The sequence below is a fragment of the Photobacterium kishitanii genome (assembly GCF_003026355.1).
GTDB lineage: Bacteria > Pseudomonadota > Gammaproteobacteria > Enterobacterales > Vibrionaceae > Photobacterium > Photobacterium kishitanii.
Genome location: NZ_PYON01000006.1, coordinates 95,455 through 122,305 on the forward strand (window position 1 = coordinate 95,455; position 26,851 = coordinate 122,305).

A 26,851-nucleotide genomic window follows, 5' to 3' on the forward strand; every position below is an offset into this window, starting at 1 on the left:
TCACTTACCTTATGAAAAAAATCGCATATTTATTCGCTGCCGTTCTAGCTAGTTGCTCTTTTTTTGCCTCCGCCACGCAAACGATTGCTATCGTTGGCGCAATGGATGCTGAAATCACCAATTTACTGCCACACATTAAAAATAAACAAACTATCACCATCGGCCAACATCGCTATTATCAAGGTAATATTGGCTCACATTCAGTTATTGTGACCCGTTCAGGAGTCGGTAAAGTCAATGCCGCAGTAACCACGACAACCCTAATTCGTGAGTTTAAGGTTGATAAGTTAATTTTTACAGGCATTGCTGGGGCAGCTGCGCCTCAACTGTCACCAACAGATGTCGTGATCTCAACCGCCTTGGTTCAACATGATGTTGATTTAACTGTATTTGGTCAAAAGCCTGGTCACATGGATGGGTTTGATGACCGCTATTTTTATGCCAATAGTGAACTAACAACTCAAGCATTTACAGCTGCACAGCAAGTGATTGGCCAACAAAAAGTTTTTAAAGGTATTATTGCTACCGGCGATCAATTTATTGCTAATAAACAAAAAGTGAATTTTATTCATAATGAATTCAATGCGATGGCCATTGAAATGGAAGGAGCAGCAGTCGCACAAGTCGCCTTTATGTTTAATAAACCATTTGTTGTAATTCGCACTATTTCAGATAAAGCTGATGGCTCGGCACATTTTGATTACCCTAAATTAAAACAAATAACGGCAGATAATTCAGTGGCTATCACCTTAGCGATGTTAAACGCCCATTAATCCTTTTTTAGCGCGTAATCCATAGTGATTACGCGGTTTTTATTCCATTTTCGACCCTAGCCGCTACTTGCCTACTCTGGTATAACTATTGTTATAAATACAGCAATTATAAGTTACGACGACTGTTGTCGTAGCTTAAATAATCAATGCATAAGGAATATTCCATGAGCCGTACTGTTTTTTGTGTCCGTCTACAGCAAGATGCTGAAGGTCTAGATTTTCAATTATACCCAGGCGAACTTGGTCAACGTATTTTTGATACTGTGTCAAAGCAAGCATGGGCACAGTGGCAAGCAAAACAAACTATGCTGATTAATGAAAAAAAACTTAATATGATGAACCCAGAACATCGCCAATTACTTGAGACTGAAATGGTGAATTTTTTGTTTGAAGGTAAAGATGTGGTGATTGATGGTTATACACCACCAACAAAATAATATTGAGATCAAAGAGATATTCCGCCGTAACTCAAACGGCGGAAAACATTAAAAAAAGTAAAAAATCACACCATAACGAACAAAAAGCCAACACTCGAACATAATAATCATTTTTTATTAAAAAAAGGGTTGACGAAAAGGCTCAAAACCCTTTTAATAGCGCCCCGTTGCCTCGATAGCTCAGTCGGTAGAGCAGAGGATTGAAAATCCTCGTGTCGGTGGTTCGATTCCGCCTCGAGGCACCATTTCTTCTCTTTTGAAGTGTGGTGCCAAGCAACGATAAAATCTGTTCCCTCTTAGTTCAGTTGGTAGAACGCCGGACTGTTAATCCGTATGTCACTGGTTCAAGTCCAGTAGAGGGAGCCACTATTTATTTCTTGGCTCAATAGAGCGGAGAGATTACAGAATTTATGTGCCGACTTAGCTCAGTAGGTAGAGCAACTGACTTGTAATCAGTAGGTCACCAGTTCGACTCCGGTAGTCGGCACCATTTATTCTCTTACTTCGGTAAGAAATGCAAAAATAGCAATTTGATTGCTGTGTTTGCCTCGATAGCTCAGTCGGTAGAGCAGAGGATTGAAAATCCTCGTGTCGGTGGTTCGATTCCGCCTCGAGGCACCATATTAAAATTTGATACGATGTGTCGTGTTGAATAAAAGAATAATTCCCTCTTAGTTCAGTTGGTAGAACGCCGGACTGTTAATCCGTATGTCACTGGTTCAAGTCCAGTAGAGGGAGCCAATTTTATTTCTTCGCTCAATAGAGTAAAGAGATACACCGAATATATGTGCCGACTTAGCTCAGTAGGTAGAGCAACTGACTTGTAATCAGTAGGTCACCAGTTCGACTCCGGTAGTCGGCACCATTTATTCTCTTACTTCGGTAAGAAATGCAAAAATAGCAATTTAATTGCTGTGTTTGCCTCGATAGCTCAGTCGGTAGAGCAGAGGATTGAAAATCCTCGTGTCGGTGGTTCGATTCCGCCTCGAGGCACCATATTAAAGATAATGAGTTATCTCATTATTTAAAAAGAATTTAGTGTGCCGACTTAGCTCAGTAGGTAGAGCAACTGACTTGTAATCAGTAGGTCACCAGTTCGACTCCGGTAGTCGGCACCATCTTTTGAAAGCCTCATCTTTGATGAGGCTTTTTTTTCGTCTGAATAAAAGGTTCGAGGGTTCGAGGGTTCGAGGGTTCGAGGGTTCGAGGGTTCGAGGGTTCGAAATTTTTCAACACCCTCAACACGTTGTCAACAGTCATCTCATTACTTACAACTGCTCTTCCTCACTCCCCGTAACCTCGTCCTTGTTCTAGCCTATCTTTTGCTTCAGATCTTCCTCGCCCCTCGAAAACTCGCTTCTACTCTTTAACCCGCAAACATATGTTTAATCCACGTTGCAGGCTGACTATCCTGGCATTTCGCTTTTAAATCGCCATTGTTATCCCACGCTGGCAGTGAAACATTACCATCACAGTCAAACTGTAAACTACCATTGGCTGTCCGTTGGTACTTAACCGTCGTGATATAAGGCGGCCAGCCGATATTTAACGGTAACGGTTGACGACGAGCAAGGTAATCAGCATAAACCCGTAGCGCGCCGCTAGAGCCAGTTAAACGGACTGGAGTGTTATCATCACGCCCAACCCAAACCACACCAACTTCTCGTCCATCAGCGCCTGCAAACCAACTATCACGGTTATTATCGGTGGTACCCGTTTTACCTGCCAGTTTAGCGGCGCTAAATTTACTCTGTAAAAAACGCGCAGTACCTTGGCTAACCACTTTTTTCATATCATAAGTTGTTAACCAAGCGGCTTGCTCTGGAACAACTTGTTCGATGTCAGACTGATGTTGGTATAGCACTCGCCCTTTACTATCAACCACCGCATCAAGGCTATATAACGGCGCTTTGCGGCCATTATTGGTAATGCTCTGGAACATTTGTGCAACTTCAAACGGTGATAAACTAAATGCCCCTAATAGTATCGATGGTAAACGTGGCACTTCATCACGATTAACCCCTAACTTAGCCATCGTATTAATCACAGTGCCAAGTCCAACCTTTAATCCTAAGTTCACCGTTGGTACATTTAACGAATGCGCTAATGCATAATATAACGGTACCTGACCGCGGAACTTACGATCATAGTTTCTTGGCCGCCACGACGTGCCTTTGCTACCTTTTAACACAATCGCCTGATCGCTAAGTGTGGTTGCTAAGCTAAATTTTTGTGGTTGGCTCAGCGCCGCTAAATAAACAGCCGGTTTAGCTAACGAGCCAATTTGACGACTGGCATCCAGAGCGCGATTAAAGCCAGCATAACCTGGACGACTACCACCAATCAGCGCGCGTACAGCACCGTATTGACGATCCACCACTACCATCGCAGTTTCAACTTTAACGCCAGCCTTTTTATTTAACCGTGGCACCATTGCTGCAATGGTTTTTTCAGCTGCTTGTTGAGAAACAGGATCAAGAGTACTGAAAATACGCAGCCCTTTGCCTGATTTGTAAATATCACCAACGTCTTGCTGTAACTCTCGCTGTAACTGTTGAAAGTAAGCCGGTTGACGGCTGGCTATCTTAGCTGTTTTTTGAATACCTAATGGCTCTGAAACGGCTTGTTCATATTCAGCTCCTGTCAGGTAGTTATTTTTTAACAACAACGTCAACACGAGATCACGACGTTTCAAGGTTCGTTCTGGATGACGCCACGGATTAAATTGCGATGGTCCCTTCACCATTCCAACTAACATTGCCAGTTGATCAACGCGCAATTCTTCTAATGGACGCCCAAAATAAAATCGCGCCGCCAATGGAAAACCATGCACTTCTTTAGCGCCATTTTGACCAAGGTAAATTTCATTTAAATACGCTTCTAACACTCGGTCTTTACTGTAACGATGATCAATAATTACCGCGATATATGCTTCGCGTACTTTTCGCCACAAACTACGCTCACGACTTAAAAATAAATTTTTCGCCAGTTGCTGAGTCAAAGTACTGCCCCCTTGTACGGTATGACCCGCTTTAAGGTTCACTACCATCGCTCGCAAAATTGCCAACGGCGATACACCATCATGCTGATAAAAATCACGATCTTCTGTGGTTAACAATGCGTCAATCAACAATGGGGGAAATTGATCTCGCGCCATGAAAATCCGTTGCTCATTGCCCGTAAGGCCCAACATACCAAGTAACTTTGGCTCAATTTTTAAGGTTTTTAATTGTTGTTTAGTCGTAACATCAACAATAGAGGTTAATTGAGTGCCAACAAAAGTCAGCATCACATGTCGTTGTGGTTGCGGATCATCAACAAATTTAAATGGGCGTCGAATTAACTCGATTCGAGTTGAAGAGGCAGAGTACTCACCCATCCGTTGTGGGCTCCGTACTTTATGATATTGCAGTACATCTAACTCTCGTCGCACATCACTGATAGTGATCGCTTGGCCTGGATGTAAGGTTAATACTCGGCCATACACAACAGAGGGTAAATCCCAAATTGGGCCATCCATTTTATTACGCACCACAGTATCTAAATAAATACCGATCACTAATAAAATAGCCACTACCACTAAGGTCATTTTAAAGACTAAACCGCCAAGCTTGCGTAGCCATGGATGAGAGCCAGCGGATTTTTTAGTGGCACTTTTTTTAGATGCGGCTTTTTTAGGCGCCGCTTTTTTGGCAGGCTGTTTTTTAGCAGTTGGTTTTACAGCGGCCTTTTTGCGTGCAGCGGCAGGTTTCTTCTGCTGTGGTTTAGGGGGCTGTGGCAACTTACTCATAATGCATCAACTACCGTCATTCCTATATTTAAGCAGAGACCATAATCTGGCTCTGCTTTGATAATTCAAATTAGTAAAATCTTAACAACTATAACTGATTATATATACAGGTATCTGTCTTGTTTACCGTTGCTAAAGGTATTTTTTAATTTTGCGGGTTGGAAGGTGGTTAGCAGGATCATCAGGCCAAGGATGTTTGGGATAACGCCCTTTCATTTCTTTTTGGACATCTTTATATGAACCTTGCCAAAATCCAGCTAAATCTTGAGTGATCTGCAACGGACGTTGGGCTGGAGATAACAATTCTAAAACTAACTTTACTTTGCCATTGGCGATAGTTGGCGTGGTTGGCTCACCAAACATTTCTTGTAACTTTACCGCTAATACTGGCTGCTGTTGAGTTTGATAACGAATACTAATTTTAGAACCTGTCGGCACCTGATAATGGGTTGGCAATAATTGATCGAGCTGTTGTTTTTTATTCCAACCTAGATACGCTTCCAATACTGCGACTAAATTAACTTTTTGGAGGCCTTTTAAAGTGGTTATACCGCTGAGATACGGCAATAACCATTGTTCAGCATTAGCAAGTAAGCTCGTCTCATCCAATGCAGGAAAATCGAGTTCAGGTAGCCACTCGCAGCCACAACGACCACGAGTAAGTAACATCATTGCGGCAGGAGTCCAATTTAACACTGCCAGTCCTTTACGCTTAACTGCATTTAACAATGCTTCACTGGCTAATGTGGCGTCAGGCGTTGCCGCGAGGCTACGTGCAACAATTAATTTGCCACAATACACGCGATGCTCAGCACTTAGACGGCCTTTTTTATCATCCCAATCAAGCCACTCACACTCAGTAAATAAGGATGGTAATGCGTGTTGTAGTCCACTCAATTCGGCGCTGATAGCAGAGAAGATTCGACTATCACCTTGGCGGGTTTTAACCACATCAGCCACCACTAATAATGGCTGGTTGGCTAACCCTTGGCTGCTATCAAGCATTACCCCTTGACCATTAGCTAACTGATAACGACCATCATCAGGGCGAGATTGTGCGATTCGATCAGGAAAACCTACCGCTAACACCATCGCGGCCCACTGATTATTAACGACTGATACACTATTTTTGGGACCACCTAAAGTCGCAAGGTGTTGTTGAGATCGTTGTATATAAGCATGGCTTTTAGCGAGTTTTTTAGTTTCAAGTAAATGTAACTGAAACGCCAAATCGGGGTTATCGATACCACGCGGAGGGTCTTCAAGTAATGCCACCAACATCGCCGCTGTGGTTAAAATTGTCGTATCAGCTTGCTGCTGTGCGGCATGTTTAGCAAACGCTAACATTGCACCATGGCGAGGATCAGCACCTAATGTTTGCATCAATTGGCCGCGTTGGGTTTGTTGCCCACGCTCATCAATCGCACCTAATTGTCGCAATAACTGTCGCGACTGCTGTAAAGCAATCGCTGGCGGTATATCTAACCACTGTAAGTCTTGTGGATCATTACAGCCCCATTGAACTAAATCCATTGCCAACGCGGTTAAATCACTACGTAGTATTTCTGGTTGTGGTGTTGCTGGTTGACGCTGTAGTAATTCTTCACTGTACATTCGTAAACAAATACCCGCTTCTAAGCGTCCTGCACGCCCTGCTCGCTGTTCGGCGGATGATTGGGCTATCCTAACTTGCTGTAAGCGGCTAATGCCTGTTTTGGGCTCCCACTGCGCGATTCGTTCAAAGCCACTATCAACCACCAATCGAATACCTTCTATGGTTAAACTGGTTTCAGCAATATTAGTCGCTAATACTACTTTACGCTGTCCAACTGGTGCGGGATTAATCGCTTGCTGTTGTTGCTCAATCGGTAACTGACCATATAACGGACAAATTTTGATATGGGTATCAGCCGCAGTTAAACGAGTCGCTAATGCTTGTGCTAAACGTTTGATTTCACCGACCCCGGGTAAAAATGCTAACACTGATCCTGATTCTTGGCTAAGCAATTGGCTAATCGCTACAGCCATTTGCTCAATCACATCTCGAGGATCATTTACATGCTGATAGCGATACTCTACAGGGAAACAACGACCTTGAGATTCAACATAAGCCGCCTGTGGCAGCAATTGTGCCAATGCTGCGTGATCAAGTGTGGCTGACATAACCAACAATTGCAGATCGTCACGCAGGGCTTGCTGGACCTCAATTGCTAACGCTAATGCGGTATCGGCGTGAATACTACGCTCGTGAAATTCATCAAAAATAATCAGTCCGATTCCAGAGAGTTCAGGATCATGCTGTAACATGCGAGTCATCACCCCTTCAGTGACAATCTCTAATCGCGTTTGAGCACTGACTTTGGTTTCGCCTCGAACTCGTAAACCTATGGTTTGACCAACACGCTCCCCCAATTGCTGCGCGAGATACCCAGCAATATTTCTTGCCGCTAATCGCCGCGGCTCAAGCATGATAATCCGCCCTTGTATGAGCGCTTGATCTAATAGTGCTAATGGCAACCGAGTTGATTTACCCGCTCCCGGTGGTGCTTTTAAAATCACTTGGGTATGGCGCGTTAAAGCGCTAAACAAGGTTGCTAAAACCTCGTCAATAGGGAGTTGTGACAATGGCGTCACCTTATGTCATGATCAAACGAAATCACATTGTAACGAAAGCCTAGTCACAACTAAAAATAATAATCTGCACACGAGGCCATAAATGAAATTTTCTCCACCACTTCAAGCGGCTATTTTGCTCAAACGCTACAAACGTTTCTTAGCTGATATCGAACTCAGTAATGGTGAAGTCCGTACCATTCATTGTGCCAATACTGGTGCCATGACTGGCTGCGCTGAACCTGGAACCACAGTATGGTATTCAACCTCGGATAATAAAAAACGTAAATACCCCAATAGCTGGCAACTTGCACACACTGTCGCTAATGACTGGATTTGTGTTAATACTATTCAAGCGAACCATCTCGTTAAAGAAGCAATTGAACAGCAACGTATACCTGAGCTCGAAAATTACGATAGCTTACGGACAGAAGTAAAATACGGCACTGAAAATAGCCGCATAGATCTATTACTTGAATCACAAAATCGCCCCCGCTGCTATATTGAAGTAAAAAGCGTGACCTTATTAGCAGATAATGGCCAAGGTTACTTTCCAGATGCGGTGACCATTCGAGGTCAAAAACATCTGCGTGAGCTAACCCAAATGGCACAACAAGGATCACGGGCAGTGCTATTTTTTGCGGTGTTACATACCGGGATTAATAAGGTTAATGTGGCACAGCATATCGATGCTGAATACGCACAATTATTACAACAAGCAGTCAACGCTGGGGTTGAAATAATTTGCTATCGCGCCACGATTAATGCTGATGAAATAAAACTCAAAGACTGTATACAATTTCAGCACTCAACATAAAAAATGCCGTTTTCTTCACATTGACGTAGAATTGAAGTAATACAGTAATTGCCACATGGTAACCTTTCTGGTATAGATACCGCCCAAAATTAACCAGTGACGGTTATTAGGTACATTAGGAGATGCTATATGCCAGAGACCAACGTTAAAAAATCACTAGGCATCCTGGCTATTGCTGGGGTTGAACCTTATCAGGAAAAAGCTGGCGAAGAATACATGGGCGAAGCTCAATTAGAGCATTTCCATAAAATTCTATCAGCATGGCGTAACCAACTTCGTGTTGAAGTTGATCGCACCGTAAACCACATGCAAGATGAAGCCGCTAACTTCCCCGATCCAGTGGATCGTGCCGCACAAGAAGAAGAGTTCAGTCTTGAACTTCGTAATCGTGACCGCGAACGTAAACTGATCAAGAAAATTGACAAAACACTGAAGCGTATCGAAGAAGATGATTTCGGCTTCTGCGATTCTTGTGGTGTTGAGATTGGTATTCGTCGTCTTGAAGCTCGTCCAACTGCAGATCTTTGCATCGACTGTAAAACACTTGCAGAGATCAAAGAAAAGCAAATGGCTGGCTAATTACGTCTTTATCAGGTTAAGCTAATTTTAGAGGGAGCGTAAGCTCCCTCTTTCGTTTACACTAGCGCTCGAAATAACACACAGTAACGAACCTGATGGTTACTTACTTACCGATGTCGCACGAGCTCTGCCGGTTTAGTCATAACTTTGCGTTATAGATAAACAGGCACCAAACTGAATAGTGCTCTCATAAACTGAGAGCCTTATTCAGTTTGGAGGGAATATATCTTGTCATATTTACCCCTGACTCTGGGCGACATTTACGCTGCCGTACCAAGTTAGATAATAATCAACTTGGATTTTATAACCGTTCATTAATGTATGACTAACACGAATCAATATGTCGGTCGTTTTGCACCATCGCCCTCCGGGCCATTGCATTTCGGATCGTTAATTGCTGCTCTCGGTAGCTACCTGCAAGCAAAATCTCAGCAAGGAAAATGGATAGTTAGGATCGAAGATCTTGATCCACCTCGCGAAATGCTAGGGGCTGCTGATGATATTCTGCGCACACTTGAAGCTTTTGGTTTTATGTGGGATGGCAATATCATGTATCAGAGTTTACGCCATGATGCTTATCACGCTCAAATTGAAGCTTGGTTAGCACAAGGTAATGCCTACTATTGTCAGTGCAGTCGAAAAGACATTAAACAAACGGGCGGCTTTTACCCTGGTACCTGTCGTACCCTCAATCAACGGCACAGCAATGGTGCGGTTCGATTACAAGTAGACACACCAATAACCCATTTCGATGACCTATTACATGGTCGTATCGAATTGCCATTAGCATTGGCGAGTGAAGATTTTATCATTCGTCGCCGCGATGGCTTATTTGCTTATAATCTTGCTGTAGTGCTAGATGATATTGAACAAGGGATCACTGAGGTTGTACGTGGTGCAGATTTAATTGAGCCTACTGGGCGCCAAATAGGTCTTTATCATCAGCTCGGGCATCCTGAAGTCAGTTATTTACACTTACCGCTCGCCATTACTGACAATGGTAATAAATTGTCGAAACAAAACCATGCTCCAGCGATTGATAAACACAATCCTCGGCCAGCATTAATGGCAGCGCTACGCTTTTTAGGTTTGTCGCCACCGACAGAGCTTATCATAGAAAGCGTAGAACAAATTTTACAGTGGGGCATCACTCATTGGCAGCTTAAGCAGCTACCAAAGACAACTGCTATCACACTAGCATTCTAAAATAGTCTGCCGTGATATATTATACACGGCTGTTTGTTGAACTAAGTGCACAAAATGGGGTGTATTATCTTTAATCGAGTAGCCAGCTTTTGCCGTAAAGTATTGAATCGCGACAGTAGTACTCGCGTTCCAGAGGAACAAACTTTGCAAGTTTACCAACGCCCAGAGCACGGCATTTCACGAAAAGATATCAGCGAAAATGCGCTGAAAGTACTATATCGTCTAAACAAAGCCGGTTACGACGCTTACCTTGTAGGTGGCGGCGTCCGCGATTTATTGCTCCACAAACAGCCAAAAGATTTCGATATTGCAACCAATGCAACCCCGGAAGAAATCAAAAAACTGTTTCGTAACTGTCGTTTGATCGGCCGTCGCTTTCGTCTAGCACACATTCTTTTTGGACGTGACATTATTGAAGTCGCTACGTTTCGTGGCCATCATTCAGACGCACCAGTACAAGTCGTTGCGCCTAAAGACAATAAGCAAAAGCCACAAATATCATCTCGCAGTGAAGAAGGTATGTTGCTACGTGATAACGTTTACGGCAACATCGAAGAAGATGCTCAACGTCGTGACTTTACCATTAATGCGTTGTACTACAGTGTCAAAGACTTCACCGTAACTGACTATGCACAAGGCATTGAAGATCTTAATAATCGCGTAGTGCGTCTAATGGGTGATCCAGAAACGCGTTACCGCGAAGATCCAGTCCGTATGCTGCGAGCGGTACGCTTTGCTGTCAAGCTTGATATGGATATTGAACCAGTAACTGCGGCACCGATCCGTGAATTAGCGTCACTGATGCAAGATATTCCAGCTGCACGTTTGTTTGAAGAAAGCCTCAAGTTATTACAATCGGGCCAAGGTTTAGAAACCTACCGTATGCTGCGTGAGTACAACCTATTCCAGCAGTTATTCCCAATTTTATCTGACCATTTTACTGAGAATAACAGCAGCAAAACTGAAAAAATGATCGAGCATATTCTGGCCTCGACTGACAAGCGTATTGCTGAAGATAAGCGTGTCAATCCAGCCTTCATTTATGCTGCAATGCTATGGTATCCAATGATGATTCGTGCTGAAGAAGTTTCTTTTGCAAGCGGCTTATCGTTCTATGATGCCTTTATGGTAGCAAGTAATGACATTCTTGATGAACAAGTGCGCTCGATTGCTATCCCTCGCCGTCATACCACCACTGTACGTGATATCTGGCAGCAACAGTTACGCTTTAGTCGTCGCAGTGGCAAACGTGCTTTTAAGACCATGGAGCATCCTAAGTTTAGAGCTGCTTATGATTTCTTAGAAATGCGCAGTTTATTTGAAGGCAGCGACATCAAAGAATTAGCCCAATGGTGGAGTGAATTCCAAGATGCCGATTATAACCAACGCGGTCAGATGGTAACGCACATTAATGATGGTGGCACTCGCCGTCCTCGTCGTCGTCGCCCACAGCAACAACGTCGTAAAAAACCGCAAGTTAAGTCATGATTCGCACTTATATTGCTATCGGTAGTAACTTGGGCGATCCTGTCGCCCAAGCTCAAGCTGCGATTGAAGCACTACAAAATTTACCACAAAGTCAGGTTGTTAGCGTATCCTCGTTGTACAGCAGTACCCCGATGGGACCACAAAACCAACCTGATTATATTAATGCGGTTATCGCTATCGATACCGCATTAGCTCCACTTGAGTTACTCAACCATACTCAAGCGATTGAGCTTGAACAAGGACGTGTTCGCAAAGATGAACGCTGGGGTCCAAGGACGTTAGATCTCGATATTATTTTATATGGTGATCTGCAACACCAATGCGAGCGCCTTACGGTGCCGCACTATGGAATGAAAGTACGGGAGTTCGTACTGTATCCACTTGCCGAAATTAACCCTGATTTAGTTTTACCTGATCACACTTCTTTACGCACGTTATTGACTCAGGTTAACCGTAATGGCTTAGCTATTTGGCAAGCATAAATTCATCAGGGCGAGGAAGAAGCTATGAAAAAAATCACTATCAACGATCTACTGACATGGAAGCAAGAAGGTCGTAAATTTGCATCAGTAACAGCATATGACGCTAGTTTTGCCCAATTATTTGAGCAACAGAATATGCCGGTTATGTTAGTAGGCGACTCATTAGGCATGGTACTCCAAGGCCGAAACGACACCTTACCCGTAACCATTGATGATATTGCCTACCATACGCGTAGTGTTCGTGCAGGCAGCCCTAACGCGCTGCTAATGGCTGACATGCCATTCATGACCTTCGCAACCCCAGCACAAGCTTGTGATAATGCCGCTAAATTGATGCGCGCAGGGGCTAACATGGTAAAAATAGAAGGTGGCGCTTGGGTTGCTGAAACAATTACAACCCTTACAGAACGTGCAGTTCCTGTATGTGCTCATCTTGGTTTAACGCCTCAGTCTGTCAATATTTTTGGCGGCTATAAAGTTCAAGGCCGCAATTTGGATCAAGCTGAGACTATGGTTAAAGATGCCATAACTCTCGCTAAAGCTGGTGCCCAAATCATCGTATTGGAATGTGTTCCGGCAAGTCTTGCTGAACGTATTACCAAAGCGGTGGATGTGCCTGTAATTGGTATCGGTGCGGGTAATGCGACTGATGGCCAAATACTGGTTATGCACGACATGTTTGGTATTTCTGCGAACTACATGCCGAGGTTCTCTAAGAACTTCCTTGCAGAAACCGGTGATATGCGTGCTGCGGTTACTAAATACATTGAAGATGTTGAGTCTGGTGCATTTCCAGGGTCTCAACATACCTTTGAATAAGGAATAAGAGATGCAAACATTCGCCGAGATTGCCCAGTTAAGAGAACAGATTACGACGTGGCGCCGCGCAGGCCGTCGTATTGCCTTTGTTCCAACCATGGGTAACTTACATGAAGGTCATCTTACGTTAATGCGTAAAGCACGTAAGCATGCTGATGTTGTTGTCGCGAGTATTTTTGTTAATCCGATGCAGTTTGAAAAAACTGATGATTTAACCAATTATCCCCGTACACTTGAACAAGATATAGCTAAATTACAACAACAGAATATGGTGGATGTGGTCTTTACCCCAACTCCAGAAGTTATGTATCCAGCTGGTGTTAATAACCAAACCTTCATCGATGTTCCTGGATTATCAACCATTTTAGAAGGCGAATTACGTCCAGGTCATTTCCGTGGCGTAGCAACTATCGTTAATAAACTGTTTAATATCGTTCAGCCAGATGTGGCATGTTTTGGCGAAAAAGATTATCAACAATTGGCACTTATTCGCCAGATGGTAATTGATTTAAGTATGGATATTAAAATTGTTGGCGTACCGACAGTACGTGAAATGGATGGCTTAGCCATGAGTTCGCGTAACAGCAACCTAACGGTAGATGAACGTCAACGTGCACCTGTTTTAGCACGTACAATGCGTTGGATCAGCAGTCAAATGCGTGGTGGTCGTACTGACTATGACGAATTAATTGTTGATGCTAACGATCAATTACGTGCAGCAGGCTTACAACCCGATAAAAGTTTTATTCGTGATGCAGTAACCTTATTACCGATCACTGACGCAACCCAACAAGCGGTTATTTTAATGTCTGCACAATTGGGTAAAGCGCGCTTAATTGACAATCAAGTAGTCGATTTTGCTGCAGTTACGCCACCAGAAGAAGACGTAGCAGAAGCAAATTAATCAGCTTTGATTGCTAAAAAAATACCGCTCGTTAACCATTAACGCGCGGTATTTTTTTAGCCCTATTTTCTTGGGCGGCGAGTTTTAACCACCGTCAAGGTGTAACGAACCACTTATGAACGCAAACCGATACCACGTGAAATTAGATAGTAAGCCACACCGTACAATGCGATAACAAACAAGCTTAATACCGCAAACGAAGTCCCAATGCCCACATCAGACACCCCTAAGAAGCCATAACGGAAAGCGTTAACCATATACACAATCGGGTTGACCTTTGATACGATTTGCCAGCCTTCGGGCAGCAAATTAATTGAATAAAATACCCCGCCGAGGTAGGTTAGCGGCGTTAATACAAAAGTCGGAATAATACTAATATCATCAAAAGTACGCGCAAAAATGGCATTAATCAGCCCGCCGAGAGAAAACACTATCGAGGTCATAACGACAGTTGCAATAATTATCCCTAAATGGGCGATATTAAGTGATACAAATAGCAACGATACCACTGATACAATCAAACCTACGCCTAAACCTCGCAATACACCACCGCCAACATAACCAGCAATAATAATATAATTAGGTACAGGAGCGACTAATAACTCTTCGATATTATGTTGAAATTTGGCACTAAAAAATGAAGAAGCAACATTAGAATAAGAGTTAGTGATCACCGACATCATGATTAATCCCGGCACAATATATTCCATGTAACTAAAGCCTTCCATGTCACCAATACGCTTACCAATAAGGTTACCAAAAATAATAAAATACAGCGTCATGGTAATGGCTGGCGGCACTAGAGTTTGCACCCAAATTCGAGTAAACCGATGAATTTCTTTGGTAATTAAACTTTTGAATGCAATCCAATATTGTTTTTTCATTGCTTATCACCTACTGCAATAGCGGTTTGAGCTTTATTGACTAAGTTCACGAATAACTCTTCTAAACGATTGCTCTTATTACGCATAGAGCGCACTACGACACCTTGCGCTGTCAATGCGGTAAAGACACGGTTTAAGTCATCCCCCTTATTGAGATCAACTTCTAAGGTGGTGCTATCAACTAATCGACATAAACCAACATCAAGAGTTGGCGTTGCTGTTATAGTATCAATATCTAAAATAAAGGTTTCTAATTCTAATTGGCTTAATAGCGCTTTCATTGAGGTATGCTCAACTAACTCACCATGATTAATGATACCAATATTGCGACACAACATTTCCGCTTCTTCAAGGTAATGGGTAGTTAAAATAATCGTTACCCCTTCGCGATTAATACGTTGTAAAAAAGTCCACATTGAACGACGTAATTCAATATCAACCCCAGCGGTTGGCTCATCTAGAATCAATAATTTAGGTTCATGCATTAACGCGCGAGCGATCATTAATCGGCGTTTCATACCACCAGAAAGATTACGAGCACGATCATGACGTTTGCCCCATAAATCCAATTGGGTTAAATATTTTTGAGCGCGTTGTTTAGCCAGTGAACGTTCAACCCCATAAAATCCTGCTTGGTTGACAACAATTTGTTCAACGGTTTCAAAGGGATTAAAATTAAATTCTTGTGGTACTAAACCTAGTTGGTTTTTAGCATCCACCTTTTGAGTATCTAGGTCATAACCAAAAATACTGACCGCACCCGAGGTTTTATTTACTAATGAGCTAATAATACCAATGGTGGTCGACTTACCTGCACCATTAGGCCCTAGCAAAGCAAAAAAATCCCCTTGCTCGACATTTAGACTCATATTTTTCAGCGCCTTGACGCCGCCTTTGTAAGTTTTGCTTACATTTTTTATTTCTAAAGCATTCATTATATGCAATCTTTCTGTTAAATATTTATAGGCTAGTGACAAAACGCTAACAACTAATCCGATTTGCTATCAGCGTAGCTTGTGTATAGTAAGGAACATATTAATATAAGGCATTATCATGGCAGATATAAAGCAGCTCTTCGCAAACAACCTCTCGTGGTCAGAAAACATTAAGGATGAAGATCCAGAATTTTTCTCTCACCTCGCAGAAGCACAACATCCACAATACCTTTGGATAGGCTGTTCCGACAGTCGCGTACCAGCAGAACGCCTTACAGGCTTAACCTCTGGTGAATTATTTGTGCACCGTAATGTGGCCAACCAAGTTATCCATACCGACTTAAACTGCTTATCTGTAGTTCAATATGCGGTTGATGTCCTTAAGGTTAAGCATGTCATCATTTGTGGACACTATGGCTGTGGTGGTGTAACTGCGGCAATAGAAAACCCACCATTAGGGCTTATCAATAACTGGTTATTACACATTCGCGATCTTTATCTTAAACATCGCTCAGATCTTGGTAGCTTGCCACGTGAAAAATGGGATGACAAACTATGTGAGATTAATGTCGCCTCTCAAGTTTATCATCTTGGCAATTCCACTATCATGCAACAAGCATGGGAACGCGGCCAAGATGTCAAAATTCACGGTTGGATTTATGGTACCAGCAATGGCATTCTAAAAGACCTTGGCGTAACAGCTACCAGTCGTGAAAGCCTTGAAGTCGCTTATCAAGCTGCGATGTCATCATTATTACCGCCGCTTGAAGAGCAATTAAAGCAGCTAGAAAATAATAAATAGCAGCCATAAAAAAAGCGACCGTGAAGGTCGCTTTTTGTTTTATTCTGCGTCTGGAATAACTTTACCAATAAACGGTAAGTGACGATATTTTTGCGCGTAGTCGATACCAACACCAACCACAAACTCATCAGGAATAATAAAGCCGTACCAATCAACCTTCACATCTACTTCACGACGCTCTGGCTTATCTAATAACGTACAAATGCTGATAGATTTAGGACCACGTAGTGATAAAATCTCGCACACTTTACTTAACGTATTACCAGTATCGATAATATCCTCGACCAATAACACATCTTTACCTTTGATGTCGTCATCTAAGTCTTTCAAAATACGAACATCACGGCTGCTATGCATAGTATTGCCGTAGCTTGATGCAGTCATGAAATCAACTTCATGAGGGATATCAATCGCACGTGCTAAATCTGCCATAAAGACAAATGAGCCACGTAGTAAGCCAACCATTACTAGGTCAGTCGAATCTTTATAATGCTCCGTGATCTGCTTTCCTAGCTCTTTGATGCGTTCCTGAACATCCTGCTCAGAAATCATTACTTCGATAGTGTGCTTCATTTTATTCTCCATCAACGCGACTGCATTAGCCGACTGAGGCTATATATTCCAAAGGTCGTTATTGTAGCATTCATTCAAGTTAAGCGTTATTTAATCAATAGTGTCCAGAATCCGAAACACTTATTGATAGTTTAGTTTGAACCAACCTTGTTGCTGTTGTAGTGTTTATATGAAAACTGTTAAATATAAACAGAACAAATATAAATAGGGTTAGGGAATTAATAATTATGGATACGATTACTAAAAAACCACGTACACGCTTATCTCCAGAAAAAAGAAAGCAGCAACTACTTGATTACTCGATTGAAGTTTTTTCTCGTCGTGGTATTGGTCGCGCAGGTCATGCTGATATTGCAGATATGGCCAATGTTTCAGTCGCGACTGTTTTTAACTATTTTCCCACTCGGGAAGCATTAGTTGAACAAGTATTAATGGAAGTCGCTACCCAATTTAATGAGCTACTCACAGAGTGCATTGGAGCGCCAAATAAAGCCTTACATGCGCGCTTGACCTGCATCAGCAATAACTTAATTGATACCGTGTTAGAACAACAAGATTGGATAAAAGTGTGGTTTGAGTGGAGTACATCAGTCCGTGATGAAGTATGGCCACAATTTATTGAAAGCAACCAAAAAAACCTCAAGCAAGTACAACAAGCATTTACTCAGGCTATTGATAATAAAGAAATAACTACAGATCAAACCCCAGAGAATTTAGCGAAAATGTTGCATGGCATGTGTTATGTGATTTACATGCAAGCTAACCAACATCCAGATCAAGATATGCTCCGTGAACAAGCTCAAATTTATCTACAGGTATTAACCCAAAAGAACTAAATACACAACGAGTTCAAACAATCAGGCTTATATTTATATACAAGCCTGATTGTATTTATACACTCGCGAAAATAACGGGCTGATGAGGAGTAACACTGACCGTCACTCGCTCGCCGACATCCAAAAGTAAATTAGAATTAATCACTAATTTATGTCCTTCAAATTCTACGATATAACGACAATTATCCCCCATAAACTGCTGTTCAATAATAACCGCTAAGCCTTCGTCTTGTGGCGTTACCGTTAAGTGTTGTGGCCTTAATAGCCAATCAACATTCGTCGTCGCAGCAAGCTTTTGTTGGGCAGCTAACGCTAACTCGCCAAATGGAGTGTCTAACTGCTGGCTAGCAGTAACAGTTGCGGGTAAATAAGATCCTACCCCTAAAAATTCAGCCACAAAGCGACTACTCGGCTGATAGTAAAGCTCAGTCGCGGTACCAAATTGTTCAATCACACCATTATTCATTACGGCCATTTTATCTGCAAAGGCAAAGGCTTCTTCACGACTGTGAGTCACGAAAATTGCGGTCACACCTTGGTCTTTAAATATTTGTCGAATATCACGAATCAAACTATGACGAACTTGGGTATCAATATTAGAAAATGGTTCATCTAATAGAATTAAATCAGGCTCATTAGCCAAGGCGCGTGCAATTGCAACCCGCTGCTGCTGACCGCCAGATAATTGATGCGGATAACGATCATCAAGTTCAGTTAAATGTACCAATGCCAACATTTGCTTAATTTTTGCAACCACTCGTGATTTATCCCAATGACGCAAGCCAAAGGCAATATTTTCAGCCACGGTTAAATGTGGAAATAACGCATAATCTTGAAATATCATCCCGATATTTCGCTGCTCAGGAGGCAAACATAATTGGTGATCAACAATCGTGCGCTCATTAATTGCCATTGTACCTTGGGTCAATGGTAACAATCCCGCAATCGCTTTTAGTAACGTGGTTTTTCCGCAACCGCTGGCACCAAGCAAACACACTATTTCACCACGTTCAACCGCCAACGATAAATCTTGTAATATCGGCTGACCATAGTAGCTACAAGTAAGATCAGTTACAGATAATGCATATTTCATCAATGTTTTTGCTCCAAAGAACGGTTCACCATTACCAACGGAATCAATCCGACTATCACCAATAAAATGGCAGGTAGAGCAGCCACTTCTAACTGCTCATCAGAGGCAAAATTAAACACATAAGTCGCTAACGTTTCAAAATTAAACGGCCGTAATAATATTGCGGCATTAAGCTCTTTCATTGATTCAATAAACACCAGCAAACCAGCAATTAAGCAACCACGACGAATTAATGGCAAATGCACTTTGCGTAGCATTGCTGTCGACGCATAGCCCATGGTTTTAGCAGCCATATCTAATGACGGCGGTATTTTCACTAAGCTACTTTCAATACTACCGATAGCGACAGCAGCAAATCGCACCACAAAAGCAAAAATAATCGCAAACATAGTGCCAGAGAAAATAAGTCCTGGGCGGCCTAAATCGAAGCTTCGAGCTATGTCATTCACTAAATGGTCAGCACTGGTCAAAGGGATCATGACTCCAATCGCCAATACAGTTCCAGGCACCGCATAACCTAATGAGGCTAATCGCATCGGCACAGTACTGATACCTCGGCCATCTAAACGCTGATAAAAATTAACTATCAATGCTAATAATACTGCAAATATGGCGGCAGCAAATGACACCATCAAACTATTAAAGCTGTAGTTCTTAAATTGCTCAGTCCAGCTTTGCTCAAAATAATCAATTGCGTAAGAACCCAATTGCAGCATTGGTAAAATAAAAGCACACCCGACTAACCCCCAACACCAGCTAACTGCAAGCCATTTTTTCCAGCCTGTCAGTTGGTATTTAGTATGGCCATCGTTACCACATTGCTGCTGAAACATTTTTTGTTTGCGACGACTAAAACGTTCACTGCTAATCAGTAAGAAAATCACCATTAGCATAATCGCAGAAATTTTGGCGGCTGCATTAAGATTAGAATAGCCAAGCCAAGTATCGTATACCGCCGTTGTGAGGGTATTTAAAGCAAAATAGCTCACCGTACCAAAATCACCTAACGCTTCCATCGCCACTAATGACACTCCAACCGCAATCGCTGGACGTGCTAATGGTAATGAAATACGCCGAAAACTTTGCCACGGTGAACAACCAAGCAAACGCGCCGATTGCAATAGGTTATTACTTTGCTCCATAAAAGCAGCACGCACTAATAAGTACACATACGGATACAGCACTAATGCTAATACAAAACATGCTCCCCATAATGAGCGTAAATCAGGAAACCAGTAGTCGCTAACATGTTGCCAACCAAATAATTCGCGCAGCCAAATTTGAATTGGACCCGCGTAGTCAAACCAATGAGTATAAAGGTAGCCAACGATATAGCCGGGCATTGCAAGAGGTAAGATAAGTGCCCATTGAAGTATTTTTTCACCCGGTAAACGGCACATCGCCATTAACCATGCGCAAGGAAGCCCAAACACTAAAGTCAGTAACACGGTACCAACCACCAGCCCCAGGGTATTTAAAGCGTAGGTAGACATCACTGTATCCATCAAGTGCGAGAACACTTGATCAGAGTTACCCATAGCGGTAATGAATATAGCGATAATAGGCAATACTAACAATGATCCTAAGAACCAACTGCTAATCCGCCAAAATAAAAATTTTTCTTTCATTTACTACTACTTAGTACGTTTTTCAATATATTTAAGCCTGCAACATCAGACCACTTTGTCAGTAAATACATTCACTGTAAGCAAGCATCAGAAGCTACCACAACTTATTGTAAAAGAGACTAAGTTAAACTGAAAAATGGGGCTTAACACCCCATTTATTTTGTAACTAATTACAGATCAAACTTCACTTCATCTAGCAATTTTATTGCTGTTTGATGGTATTGTGCCACTTGATCGAGTGATACATCATCAGCTTTAAATTCACCCCAAGATGCCACTAACTCTGAACGTTTAACACCTTCTTTAACTGGGTATTCATAATTCACTTCAGCATACATTTGCTGAGCCGTGGTTGCCGTTAAGAATTCCATTAACTTAAGCGCATTATCTTTGTTTGGTGCGTACTTCGCCATTGCCATACCACTGACGTTAACGTGAGTGCCGTTACCTTGCTGTCCTGGAAAATTAATCTCAACCGCTTCAGCCCATGCTTGTTGGTTTGGATCATTAACCATTTTGCCTAAGTAGTAGCTGTTACCAATTGCAATATCACATAAGCCTTCTTTAACCGCTTGTACTTGGCCACGATCATTACCTTGAGGCTTACGAGCTAAGTTAGCTTTAACACCTTCTAGCCATGTTTTCGTTTCTGCTTCGCCATTATGAGCAATCATGGCTGAAACCAGTGAGACATTATATGGGTGCTTACCTGAACGCGTACAAAGTTTACCTTTCCACTCTGGCTTAGCTAAATCACTGTAATCAAAAGATGCTGGTAATTTACCTACACGATCTTTTGATGAAAATACATTACGAGAACGCAGCGTTAGTGCAAACCACTCGTCTTCATTATCACGAAATTGTGCAGGAATGTTCGCATCAATAACTTTGCTATCAACAGGCTGGACTAGCTTCTTATCAGATAATTCAACCAAGCGACTAATATCGGTAGTTAACACTACGTCAGCTGGGCTGTATTCGCCTTCTTGCTGTAATTTTTCTGCAATGCCCGCTTTCGCGAATTTAACATTAACCTTAATACCTGTTTCTTTAGTGAACTCATTAAACATCGGTTCAACAAGGAAAGGTTGACGGTATGAGTAGACATTGACTTCTTCAGCAGCAGTAGCGACTTGAGGCGCAGATAAACCCAATAATACCGCGGTAGCTAAAAGTTTCTTCATTGCTAAATCCCTTAATGCAAAATGTAATGATAATGTTTCTCAATTAGATTAATGCAGATTATACGTTTTTCATCTTCGAACACAATCAGCCTGTAACACTTCATTACAAAAAAACGTCACCGTTGCCGGTGACGTTTTTTTTACCTTTTATAGCAGCCAAATAACGCTATTATTACTATTTTACACTAACAAATTCAGGATAAGCATCAACTCCACAGTCATGTGAGTCCATACCTTCCACCTCTTCATCTTCACTAACACGAATACCGATAGTGAATTTTAGAATCCCCCACACAGCAAGACTGGCACCAAATACCCATCCAAAAATAACCGCGGCACCAAATAACTGAGTCATAAATGAAGCATCAGGATTACTCAATGGCACCATCATTAGGCCAAATAAACCACATACACCATGGACTGAAATAGCACCTACCGGATCATCAATCTTGATCTTATCGAAACCGATAATACTAAACACCACTAGTGCACCTGAGATACCACCAATAGCAACAGAGGCTAATGGCGATGGTGATAATGGATCGGCGGTAATTGCCACCAAACCAGCTAATGCACCATTAAGGATCATGGTTAGATCTGCCTTACCCCACATAGTTTTACAAACAAGCAGTGCAACAATCGCTCCAGCAGCCGCCGCGGCATTAGTGTTTAAAAATATTTGTCCAACCGCTGAGGCATTCTCAAAGTCTGACAACATTAACTGTGAACCACCGTTAAAGCCAAACCAACCGAACCACAAAATGAACGTACCTAAAGTGGCTAATGGCATATTTGAACCAGGGATCGGATGAACTTCACCGTTTTTACCGTATTTACCTTTTCGTGCCCCAAGAAGTAACACTCCCGCAAATGCAGCAGCAGCACCAGCCATGTGGACAATACCTGAACCTGCGAAGTCACTAAAACCAGCTTCGGCAAGGAAACCACCGCCCCATGTCCAATAACCTTCAATCGGGTAAATAAGTCCTGTTAGTACCACTGAAAATAATAAAAATGACCATAACTTCATTCGCTCAGCAACTGCACCTGATACCACTGACATTGCGGTAGCAACAAAGACAACCTGAAAAAAGAAATCTGATTCTAAAGAGTGGTCGGCGCCTTCGGCTTGGGTTCCAATCAGTGCACCAAACGACGGTAACCAGCCGCCAGCACTGTTGTCGACATACATAATGTTATAACCGACCAGTAAAAACGTGGTACACGCTATCGCATATAAACAAAAGTTTTTGGTTAATATTTCAGTGGTATTCTTTGAGCGTACGAGGCCAGCTTCTAACATTGCAAAACCAGCTGCCATCCACATCACTAATGCACCTGAAATCAAAAAGAAAAATGTATCGAGTGCATAGCGTAATTCAATTACTGTCGTTGATAATTCCATGGTTACCTTCCCTTAATACCTTGCATTAATTATCTTGATTTTCATTGTTGTTAAAGTGCTTCTCTATCGACCTCTCCGGTACGAATACGCACAGCATGTTCAAGGTCATAAACAAAAATTTTACCATCGCCGATTTTTCCGGTTTGAGCGGCTTTGCTGATCGCATCAACAATGTCATCCAAGTTCTCAGCTTGAGTCGCAATTTCTAATTTTACTTTTGGCAAGAAATCAACTTGATATTCAGCACCACGATAGAGTTCAGTATGTCCTTTTTGACGTCCAAATCCTTTAACCTCTGATACTGTCATCCCTTCAACGCCGACATCCGCTAATGCTTCGCGCACATCATCTAATTTAAATGGCTTAATAATCGCATTAATTATTTTCATGATTTACCCCTTAGCCTCAATATCTGTTCCCGTTATGATTAAACAACAAACAATCATCATGCCAAGTATTTAAGTAACTGTTTAATATTGTCATTTTAAAACCATCACCGTAGAACGAAAAAAGGCTGCACCATATAGGTGCAGCCTTTTCACTGTAATGTGGCATTTAAGTGCTACTGATAAATAACCCGATTAAAAACGGATCACAAATGCTCGCCAAGCAGCCAATGCTTGCGCTAAATCTTCAAAACCACATACCGACATGCTTTCTTCATCATAAAAATGCAGATCTTCTTCAAAATCTTCATCTTCTTCAGAAAACAAACAGTTAGCTTGAACTAAAGCCTCGTTATCTTGTAAACATAACGTCAGCTCTTCACCCATTAAGCGCCACTCTTTAGTACTATTTTTCAATGTACTAAGTTGCTCCATTACCATATCTATTTTTTCGACATCCTTGCCTAGCTCGTCAATGATCCAATGGCCTAATACTTCATGTCCCATTGAAAAAATGGCATGATAACTACCGTCCAAGGTATTTTTTTTAAATTCGTAATCCATACCTTTAGTACCCCATCTATGATCATCTTAGTTGTTAACTGCTACACTGCCAGCAGAATGCGCTTGGCGCCCATTGTCAGGATCTCTCACTAAAATGCAACTCAATACCACTATTGCTCGACAAATCGTCGCTCGTACTATGAAAATAATTAAGCATTCAGTGAATGTGATGGATAGTGATGGCCGGATTATTGGTTCTGGCGATCCAAAGCGTCTCAATCAAAAACATGATGGCGCTATTTTGGCGCTTAACAATCACCATGTAATAGAAATAGATCACGCCACTGCGCAGCAATTACAAGGTGTCAAACCAGGGATCAACCTACCGATTATATTTCAACAACAAGCAATCGGCGTGGTTGGGATCTCAGGTGATCCCGATGAAGTGCGCAACTATGGCGAATTAGTCAAAATGACCGCCGAACTCATTATCGAGCAAGCGGCTTTAATGACCCAAGTTGAATGGCATAAACGCCACCGTGAAGAACTGGTGATGCAGTTAATCAATGATACCAATTTAGATGATATCCAATTGATAACCATTGCTGAACGACTAGAAATACAGCTAGAGCAACCGCGAATTGCAACTATCATCAAAGTGTTACCTCAAGATGGCGAAGCTTTTTCTTTAGAAAACTTACAGCATTTAGTCCACCTACTAGAATATCCAGAACGGGATAACTTAGTCGCAATTAGTTCAGTGTCTCGCAATGAAGTAGTAGTACTTAAACCAATCACTATCAATAGCCAGGGTTGGTCACGGGATCTCGAACAAAAACGGGTTTATAAACTGCTTAAACGCATCGGCAAAGACGCTAACTACAGTATTAAGATCGCTCTTGGCGATTATTTCCCTACTATTCACGGCCTCGCACAATCTTATTTAACCGCCACTGCCACTATGGAAGCCGCTCTCAATAGTAATCAATATGCTCAACAGCAGGTATTCTTTTACCAAGATCATATTCTGCCGGTGTTACTCAATAAAATAAAAGCGGAGCCTTGGCGTTATCAACAATTGCAATCTCCGCTTGATAAACTGAAACAACACGATCCCCGTGGCACCTTAGTTAAAACTCTCACTGCATTTTTTGATCAGAATTGTGATTTAGCTCAAACATGCCAAGTACTACATATTCACCGTAATACGCTTCGATACCGACTCGATAAAATAGAACAACAAACAAACTTAGAAATCAATAAGATAAGTGATATCACGCGCTTATATTTAGCGATAATTAGTCAGTCATAATTCACTAACTTTGTGCATTTGCACAATTTACAACCGCAATAACAACTCTTTATTTGTTAATTTGCCTAAAGCTTCTACTTTCAAAATTCACTACAGTGCAGCCATCTTAACTTTTCACTGGAATGGAACATGGTTGAAGTATCCACCCTTGGTGCACTTACGGCACTGATCGTCGCAATCGGACTGATCTTAAAACGCGTACCACCCGCTTATGGCATGATCGTCGGCGCTCTGGTTGGTGGTATTGTCGGTGGTATATCTTTAACCGATACCGTGACCATGATGATTGGTGGTGCACAAGGCATTGTCACCGCAGTATTACGAATTTTAGCTGCTGGTGTCTTAGCTGGCGTGTTAATTGAATCTGGTGCCGCCACCTCTATTGCTGAAACGATTGTTAAAAAAGTCGGTGAAACACGAGCATTACTCGCCCTTGCTATTGCGACCATGATCCTTACTGCGGTAGGGGTATTTGTTGACGTTGCCGTTATTACTGTCGCTCCGATTGCTTTAGCAATTGCCCGTCGCGCTGATCTATCAAAAATGGCGATCTTGCTCGCCATGGTTGGCGGCGGTAAAGCGGGTAACGTAATGTCACCCAATCCAAACTCAATTGCAGCAGCAGATGCGTTTCATGTACCACTGACATCGGTTATGGCCGCTGGTGTTATTCCTGGTCTATGTGGAATGCTATTTGCCTACTTTATTGCTAAAAAATTAGTGAATAAAGGCAGTAAAGTTCAAGCTCATGAAGTGATTGATGTTGATTTAAGCCGCTTACCCTCTTTTGCTACCGCGATTGTCGCACCACTGGTTGCGATCGCATTATTAGCCCTACGTCCAATTGCTGGTATTAATGTTGATCCACTGATTGCGTTACCTTTAGGTGGCTTGATGGGAGCGATTGCAATGAAGCGTTTCCGTGATACTAACCACTTTGCGGTATCGGGATTAAATCGTATGGCGCCAGTGGCAGTAATGTTACTTGGTACTGGTACTCTAGCCGGCATTATTGCCAACTCAGGTTTAAAAACAGGCTTAATTGACGTTCTAACAGCATCCGGTTTACCGTCTTACTTACTTGCGCCAATTTCAGGTGCGATGATGTCGTTAGCAACAGCATCAACCACCGCCGGTACTGCAGTGGCATCAAGTGTCTTTAGTCACACTATTTTAGAATTAGGTGTACCAGCAATTGCAGGTGCTGCGATGATCCATGCTGGTGCGACAGTGTTTGACCATATGCCGCACGGTAGCTTCTTCCACGCAACCGGTGGTTCGGTTCACATGGACATGCATGAACGTTTAAAACTGATCCCTTATGAAACAGCCGTCGGCTTAATGATAGCGACAGTATCAACCCTTATCTTTGGTGTATTTGGCTTCACAATTTAACAAGGC

At 42.2% G+C, this 26,851-nt stretch carries 24 protein-coding genes and 8 tRNA genes; 21 read left to right on the forward strand and 11 right to left on the reverse strand.

Features of this window, described 5'->3' with window-relative positions; genetic code table 11:
* Window positions 1–11 precede the first annotated feature (11 nt).
* The 10 genes from C0W29_RS08885 (at window position 12) to C0W29_RS08930 (ending at window position 2,328) form a co-directional block, all read left to right on the forward strand.
* Entirely contained in the window at window positions 12–773 is a 762-nt protein-coding gene (locus C0W29_RS08885; RefSeq protein ID WP_036793261.1) for a 5'-methylthioadenosine/adenosylhomocysteine nucleosidase, read from the forward strand.
* 164 nt (window positions 774–937) lie between these two features.
* Window positions 938–1,210 carry an oxidative damage protection protein gene (locus C0W29_RS08890; protein ID WP_036793260.1) on the forward strand — a complete coding sequence of 91 codons (273 nt, stop codon included), beginning with the start codon at window positions 938–940 and terminating at the stop codon, window positions 1,208–1,210.
* 169 nt (window positions 1,211–1,379) lie between these two features.
* A tRNA-Phe gene (locus C0W29_RS08895) sits at window positions 1,380–1,455 on the forward strand.
* A gap of 45 nt (window positions 1,456–1,500) precedes the next feature.
* Window positions 1,501–1,576: transfer RNA gene (locus C0W29_RS08900), tRNA-Asn, on the forward strand.
* Window positions 1,577–1,624: 48 nt separating this feature from the next.
* Window positions 1,625–1,700 (forward strand) — tRNA-Thr (locus C0W29_RS08905).
* Window positions 1,701–1,755: 55 nt separating this feature from the next.
* Window positions 1,756–1,831: transfer RNA gene (locus C0W29_RS08910), tRNA-Phe, on the forward strand.
* Between the two features lie 44 nt (window positions 1,832–1,875).
* Window positions 1,876–1,951: transfer RNA gene (locus C0W29_RS08915), tRNA-Asn, on the forward strand.
* A gap of 48 nt (window positions 1,952–1,999) precedes the next feature.
* A tRNA-Thr gene (locus tag C0W29_RS08920) sits at window positions 2,000–2,075 on the forward strand.
* A 55-nt stretch (window positions 2,076–2,130) separates the two neighbouring features.
* Window positions 2,131–2,206 (forward strand) — tRNA-Phe (locus C0W29_RS08925).
* A gap of 46 nt (window positions 2,207–2,252) precedes the next feature.
* Window positions 2,253–2,328 (forward strand) — tRNA-Thr (locus tag C0W29_RS08930).
* Window positions 2,329–2,576: 248 nt separating this feature from the next.
* Here C0W29_RS08930 and mrcB read toward each other — a convergent pair.
* Both mrcB and hrpB read right to left on the reverse strand, forming a co-directional pair.
* Window positions 2,577–5,000, reverse strand: a complete 2,424-nt coding sequence (mrcB, locus tag C0W29_RS08935; RefSeq protein WP_045044918.1) for a penicillin-binding protein 1B — start codon at window positions 4,998–5,000, stop codon at window positions 2,577–2,579.
* A gap of 132 nt (window positions 5,001–5,132) precedes the next feature.
* Entirely contained in the window at window positions 5,133–7,625 is a 2,493-nt protein-coding gene (gene hrpB, locus C0W29_RS08940; protein WP_045044919.1) for an ATP-dependent helicase HrpB, read from the reverse strand.
* A 91-nt stretch (window positions 7,626–7,716) separates the two neighbouring features.
* On the opposite strand from hrpB, the gene sfsA reads away from it, so the two are divergent.
* The 7 genes from sfsA (at window position 7,717) to panC (ending at window position 13,908) form a co-directional block, all read left to right on the forward strand.
* Complete coding sequence (gene sfsA, locus C0W29_RS08945; RefSeq protein ID WP_045042596.1) at window positions 7,717–8,430, forward strand: DNA/RNA nuclease SfsA; 714 nt, start codon at window positions 7,717–7,719, stop codon at window positions 8,428–8,430.
* Between the two features lie 129 nt (window positions 8,431–8,559).
* Window positions 8,560–9,009, forward strand: coding sequence for an RNA polymerase-binding protein DksA (gene dksA, locus C0W29_RS08950; protein ID WP_036793256.1), 450 nt, complete (start codon window positions 8,560–8,562; stop codon window positions 9,007–9,009).
* Window positions 9,010–9,330: 321 nt separating this feature from the next.
* Entirely contained in the window at window positions 9,331–10,215 is an 885-nt protein-coding gene (gene gluQRS / locus C0W29_RS08955; protein WP_045044920.1) for a tRNA glutamyl-Q(34) synthetase GluQRS, read from the forward strand.
* 54 nt (window positions 10,216–10,269) lie between these two features.
* Window positions 10,270–11,703, forward strand: a complete 1,434-nt coding sequence (gene pcnB, locus C0W29_RS08960) for a polynucleotide adenylyltransferase PcnB (RefSeq protein ID WP_080888872.1) — start codon at window positions 10,270–10,272, stop codon at window positions 11,701–11,703.
* The gene (gene folK / locus C0W29_RS08965; protein WP_045044921.1) at window positions 11,700–12,185 is read left to right on the forward strand and encodes a 2-amino-4-hydroxy-6-hydroxymethyldihydropteridine diphosphokinase; all 486 of its coding nucleotides are present in this window, start codon (window positions 11,700–11,702) and stop codon (window positions 12,183–12,185) included. Before pcnB ends, folK begins: the two co-directional genes overlap by 4 nt.
* 24 nt (window positions 12,186–12,209) lie before the next feature.
* Window positions 12,210–13,004: a 3-methyl-2-oxobutanoate hydroxymethyltransferase gene (gene panB, locus C0W29_RS08970; protein WP_036793253.1), complete on the forward strand. Its 795-nt coding sequence runs from the start codon at window positions 12,210–12,212 to the stop codon at window positions 13,002–13,004.
* Window positions 13,005–13,014: 10 nt separating this feature from the next.
* Window positions 13,015–13,908: a pantoate--beta-alanine ligase gene (gene panC / locus C0W29_RS08975; RefSeq protein WP_045042593.1), complete on the forward strand. Its 894-nt coding sequence runs from the start codon at window positions 13,015–13,017 to the stop codon at window positions 13,906–13,908.
* Window positions 13,909–14,021: 113 nt separating this feature from the next.
* On the opposite strand, the gene C0W29_RS08980 is transcribed toward panC, so the two are convergent.
* Entirely contained in the window at window positions 14,022–14,792 is a 771-nt protein-coding gene (locus C0W29_RS08980) for an ABC transporter permease (RefSeq protein WP_036793251.1), read from the reverse strand.
* A complete protein-coding gene (locus C0W29_RS08985; RefSeq protein WP_045044922.1) occupies window positions 14,789–15,727 on the reverse strand; it encodes an ABC transporter ATP-binding protein in 939 nt (312 codons plus the stop codon). Before C0W29_RS08985 ends, C0W29_RS08980 begins: the two co-directional genes overlap by 4 nt.
* Before the next feature lie 118 nt (window positions 15,728–15,845).
* Between C0W29_RS08985 and can the strand changes: the two genes are divergently transcribed.
* The gene (gene can, locus C0W29_RS08990; RefSeq protein WP_045042591.1) at window positions 15,846–16,529 is read left to right on the forward strand and encodes a carbonate dehydratase; all 684 of its coding nucleotides are present in this window, start codon (window positions 15,846–15,848) and stop codon (window positions 16,527–16,529) included.
* Window positions 16,530–16,568: 39 nt separating this feature from the next.
* On the opposite strand, the gene hpt is transcribed toward can, so the two are convergent.
* The gene (gene hpt, locus C0W29_RS08995; protein WP_036793248.1) at window positions 16,569–17,102 is read right to left on the reverse strand and encodes a hypoxanthine phosphoribosyltransferase; all 534 of its coding nucleotides are present in this window, start codon (window positions 17,100–17,102) and stop codon (window positions 16,569–16,571) included.
* A gap of 227 nt (window positions 17,103–17,329) precedes the next feature.
* Here hpt and C0W29_RS09000 point away from each other — a divergent pair, with 227 nt between their 5' ends.
* Window positions 17,330–17,938, forward strand: coding sequence for a TetR/AcrR family transcriptional regulator (locus C0W29_RS09000; RefSeq protein ID WP_036793247.1), 609 nt, complete (start codon window positions 17,330–17,332; stop codon window positions 17,936–17,938).
* A gap of 55 nt (window positions 17,939–17,993) precedes the next feature.
* Here C0W29_RS09000 and C0W29_RS09005 read toward each other — a convergent pair whose 3' ends face one another.
* The 6 genes from C0W29_RS09005 to C0W29_RS09030 all read right to left on the reverse strand — a co-directional run bounded on the left by C0W29_RS09005 (window position 17,994) and on the right by C0W29_RS09030 (window position 24,198).
* Window positions 17,994–19,031: an ABC transporter ATP-binding protein gene (locus tag C0W29_RS09005; protein WP_045044923.1), complete on the reverse strand. Its 1,038-nt coding sequence runs from the start codon at window positions 19,029–19,031 to the stop codon at window positions 17,994–17,996.
* Window positions 19,031–20,659 (reverse strand): ABC transporter permease, encoded by a 1,629-nt coding sequence (locus tag C0W29_RS09010; protein ID WP_036793245.1) that lies wholly within the window; start codon window positions 20,657–20,659, stop codon window positions 19,031–19,033. Before C0W29_RS09010 ends, C0W29_RS09005 begins: the two co-directional genes overlap by 1 nt.
* Window positions 20,660–20,829: 170 nt before the next feature.
* On the reverse strand, window positions 20,830–21,843 hold the full coding sequence (locus tag C0W29_RS09015) for a Fe(3+) ABC transporter substrate-binding protein (protein ID WP_036793244.1): 1,014 nt from the start codon (window positions 21,841–21,843) through the stop codon (window positions 20,830–20,832).
* 175 nt (window positions 21,844–22,018) lie between these two features.
* Window positions 22,019–23,248, reverse strand: a complete 1,230-nt coding sequence (locus C0W29_RS09020) for an ammonium transporter (RefSeq protein WP_036793243.1) — start codon at window positions 23,246–23,248, stop codon at window positions 22,019–22,021.
* Between the two features lie 50 nt (window positions 23,249–23,298).
* Window positions 23,299–23,637, reverse strand: coding sequence for a P-II family nitrogen regulator (locus C0W29_RS09025; RefSeq protein ID WP_036793242.1), 339 nt, complete (start codon window positions 23,635–23,637; stop codon window positions 23,299–23,301).
* A 192-nt stretch (window positions 23,638–23,829) separates the two neighbouring features.
* The gene (locus tag C0W29_RS09030) at window positions 23,830–24,198 is read right to left on the reverse strand and encodes a YacL family protein (protein ID WP_036793241.1); all 369 of its coding nucleotides are present in this window, start codon (window positions 24,196–24,198) and stop codon (window positions 23,830–23,832) included.
* Between the two features lie 94 nt (window positions 24,199–24,292).
* Between C0W29_RS09030 and C0W29_RS09035 the strand changes: the two genes are divergently transcribed.
* Complete coding sequence (locus C0W29_RS09035; protein WP_045042587.1) at window positions 24,293–25,450, forward strand: sugar diacid recognition domain-containing protein; 1,158 nt, start codon at window positions 24,293–24,295, stop codon at window positions 25,448–25,450.
* Between the two features lie 129 nt (window positions 25,451–25,579).
* Entirely contained in the window at window positions 25,580–26,845 is a 1,266-nt protein-coding gene (locus C0W29_RS09040; protein ID WP_036793239.1) for a GntP family permease, read from the forward strand.
* The last annotated feature ends 6 nt before the right edge of the window (window positions 26,846–26,851 follow it).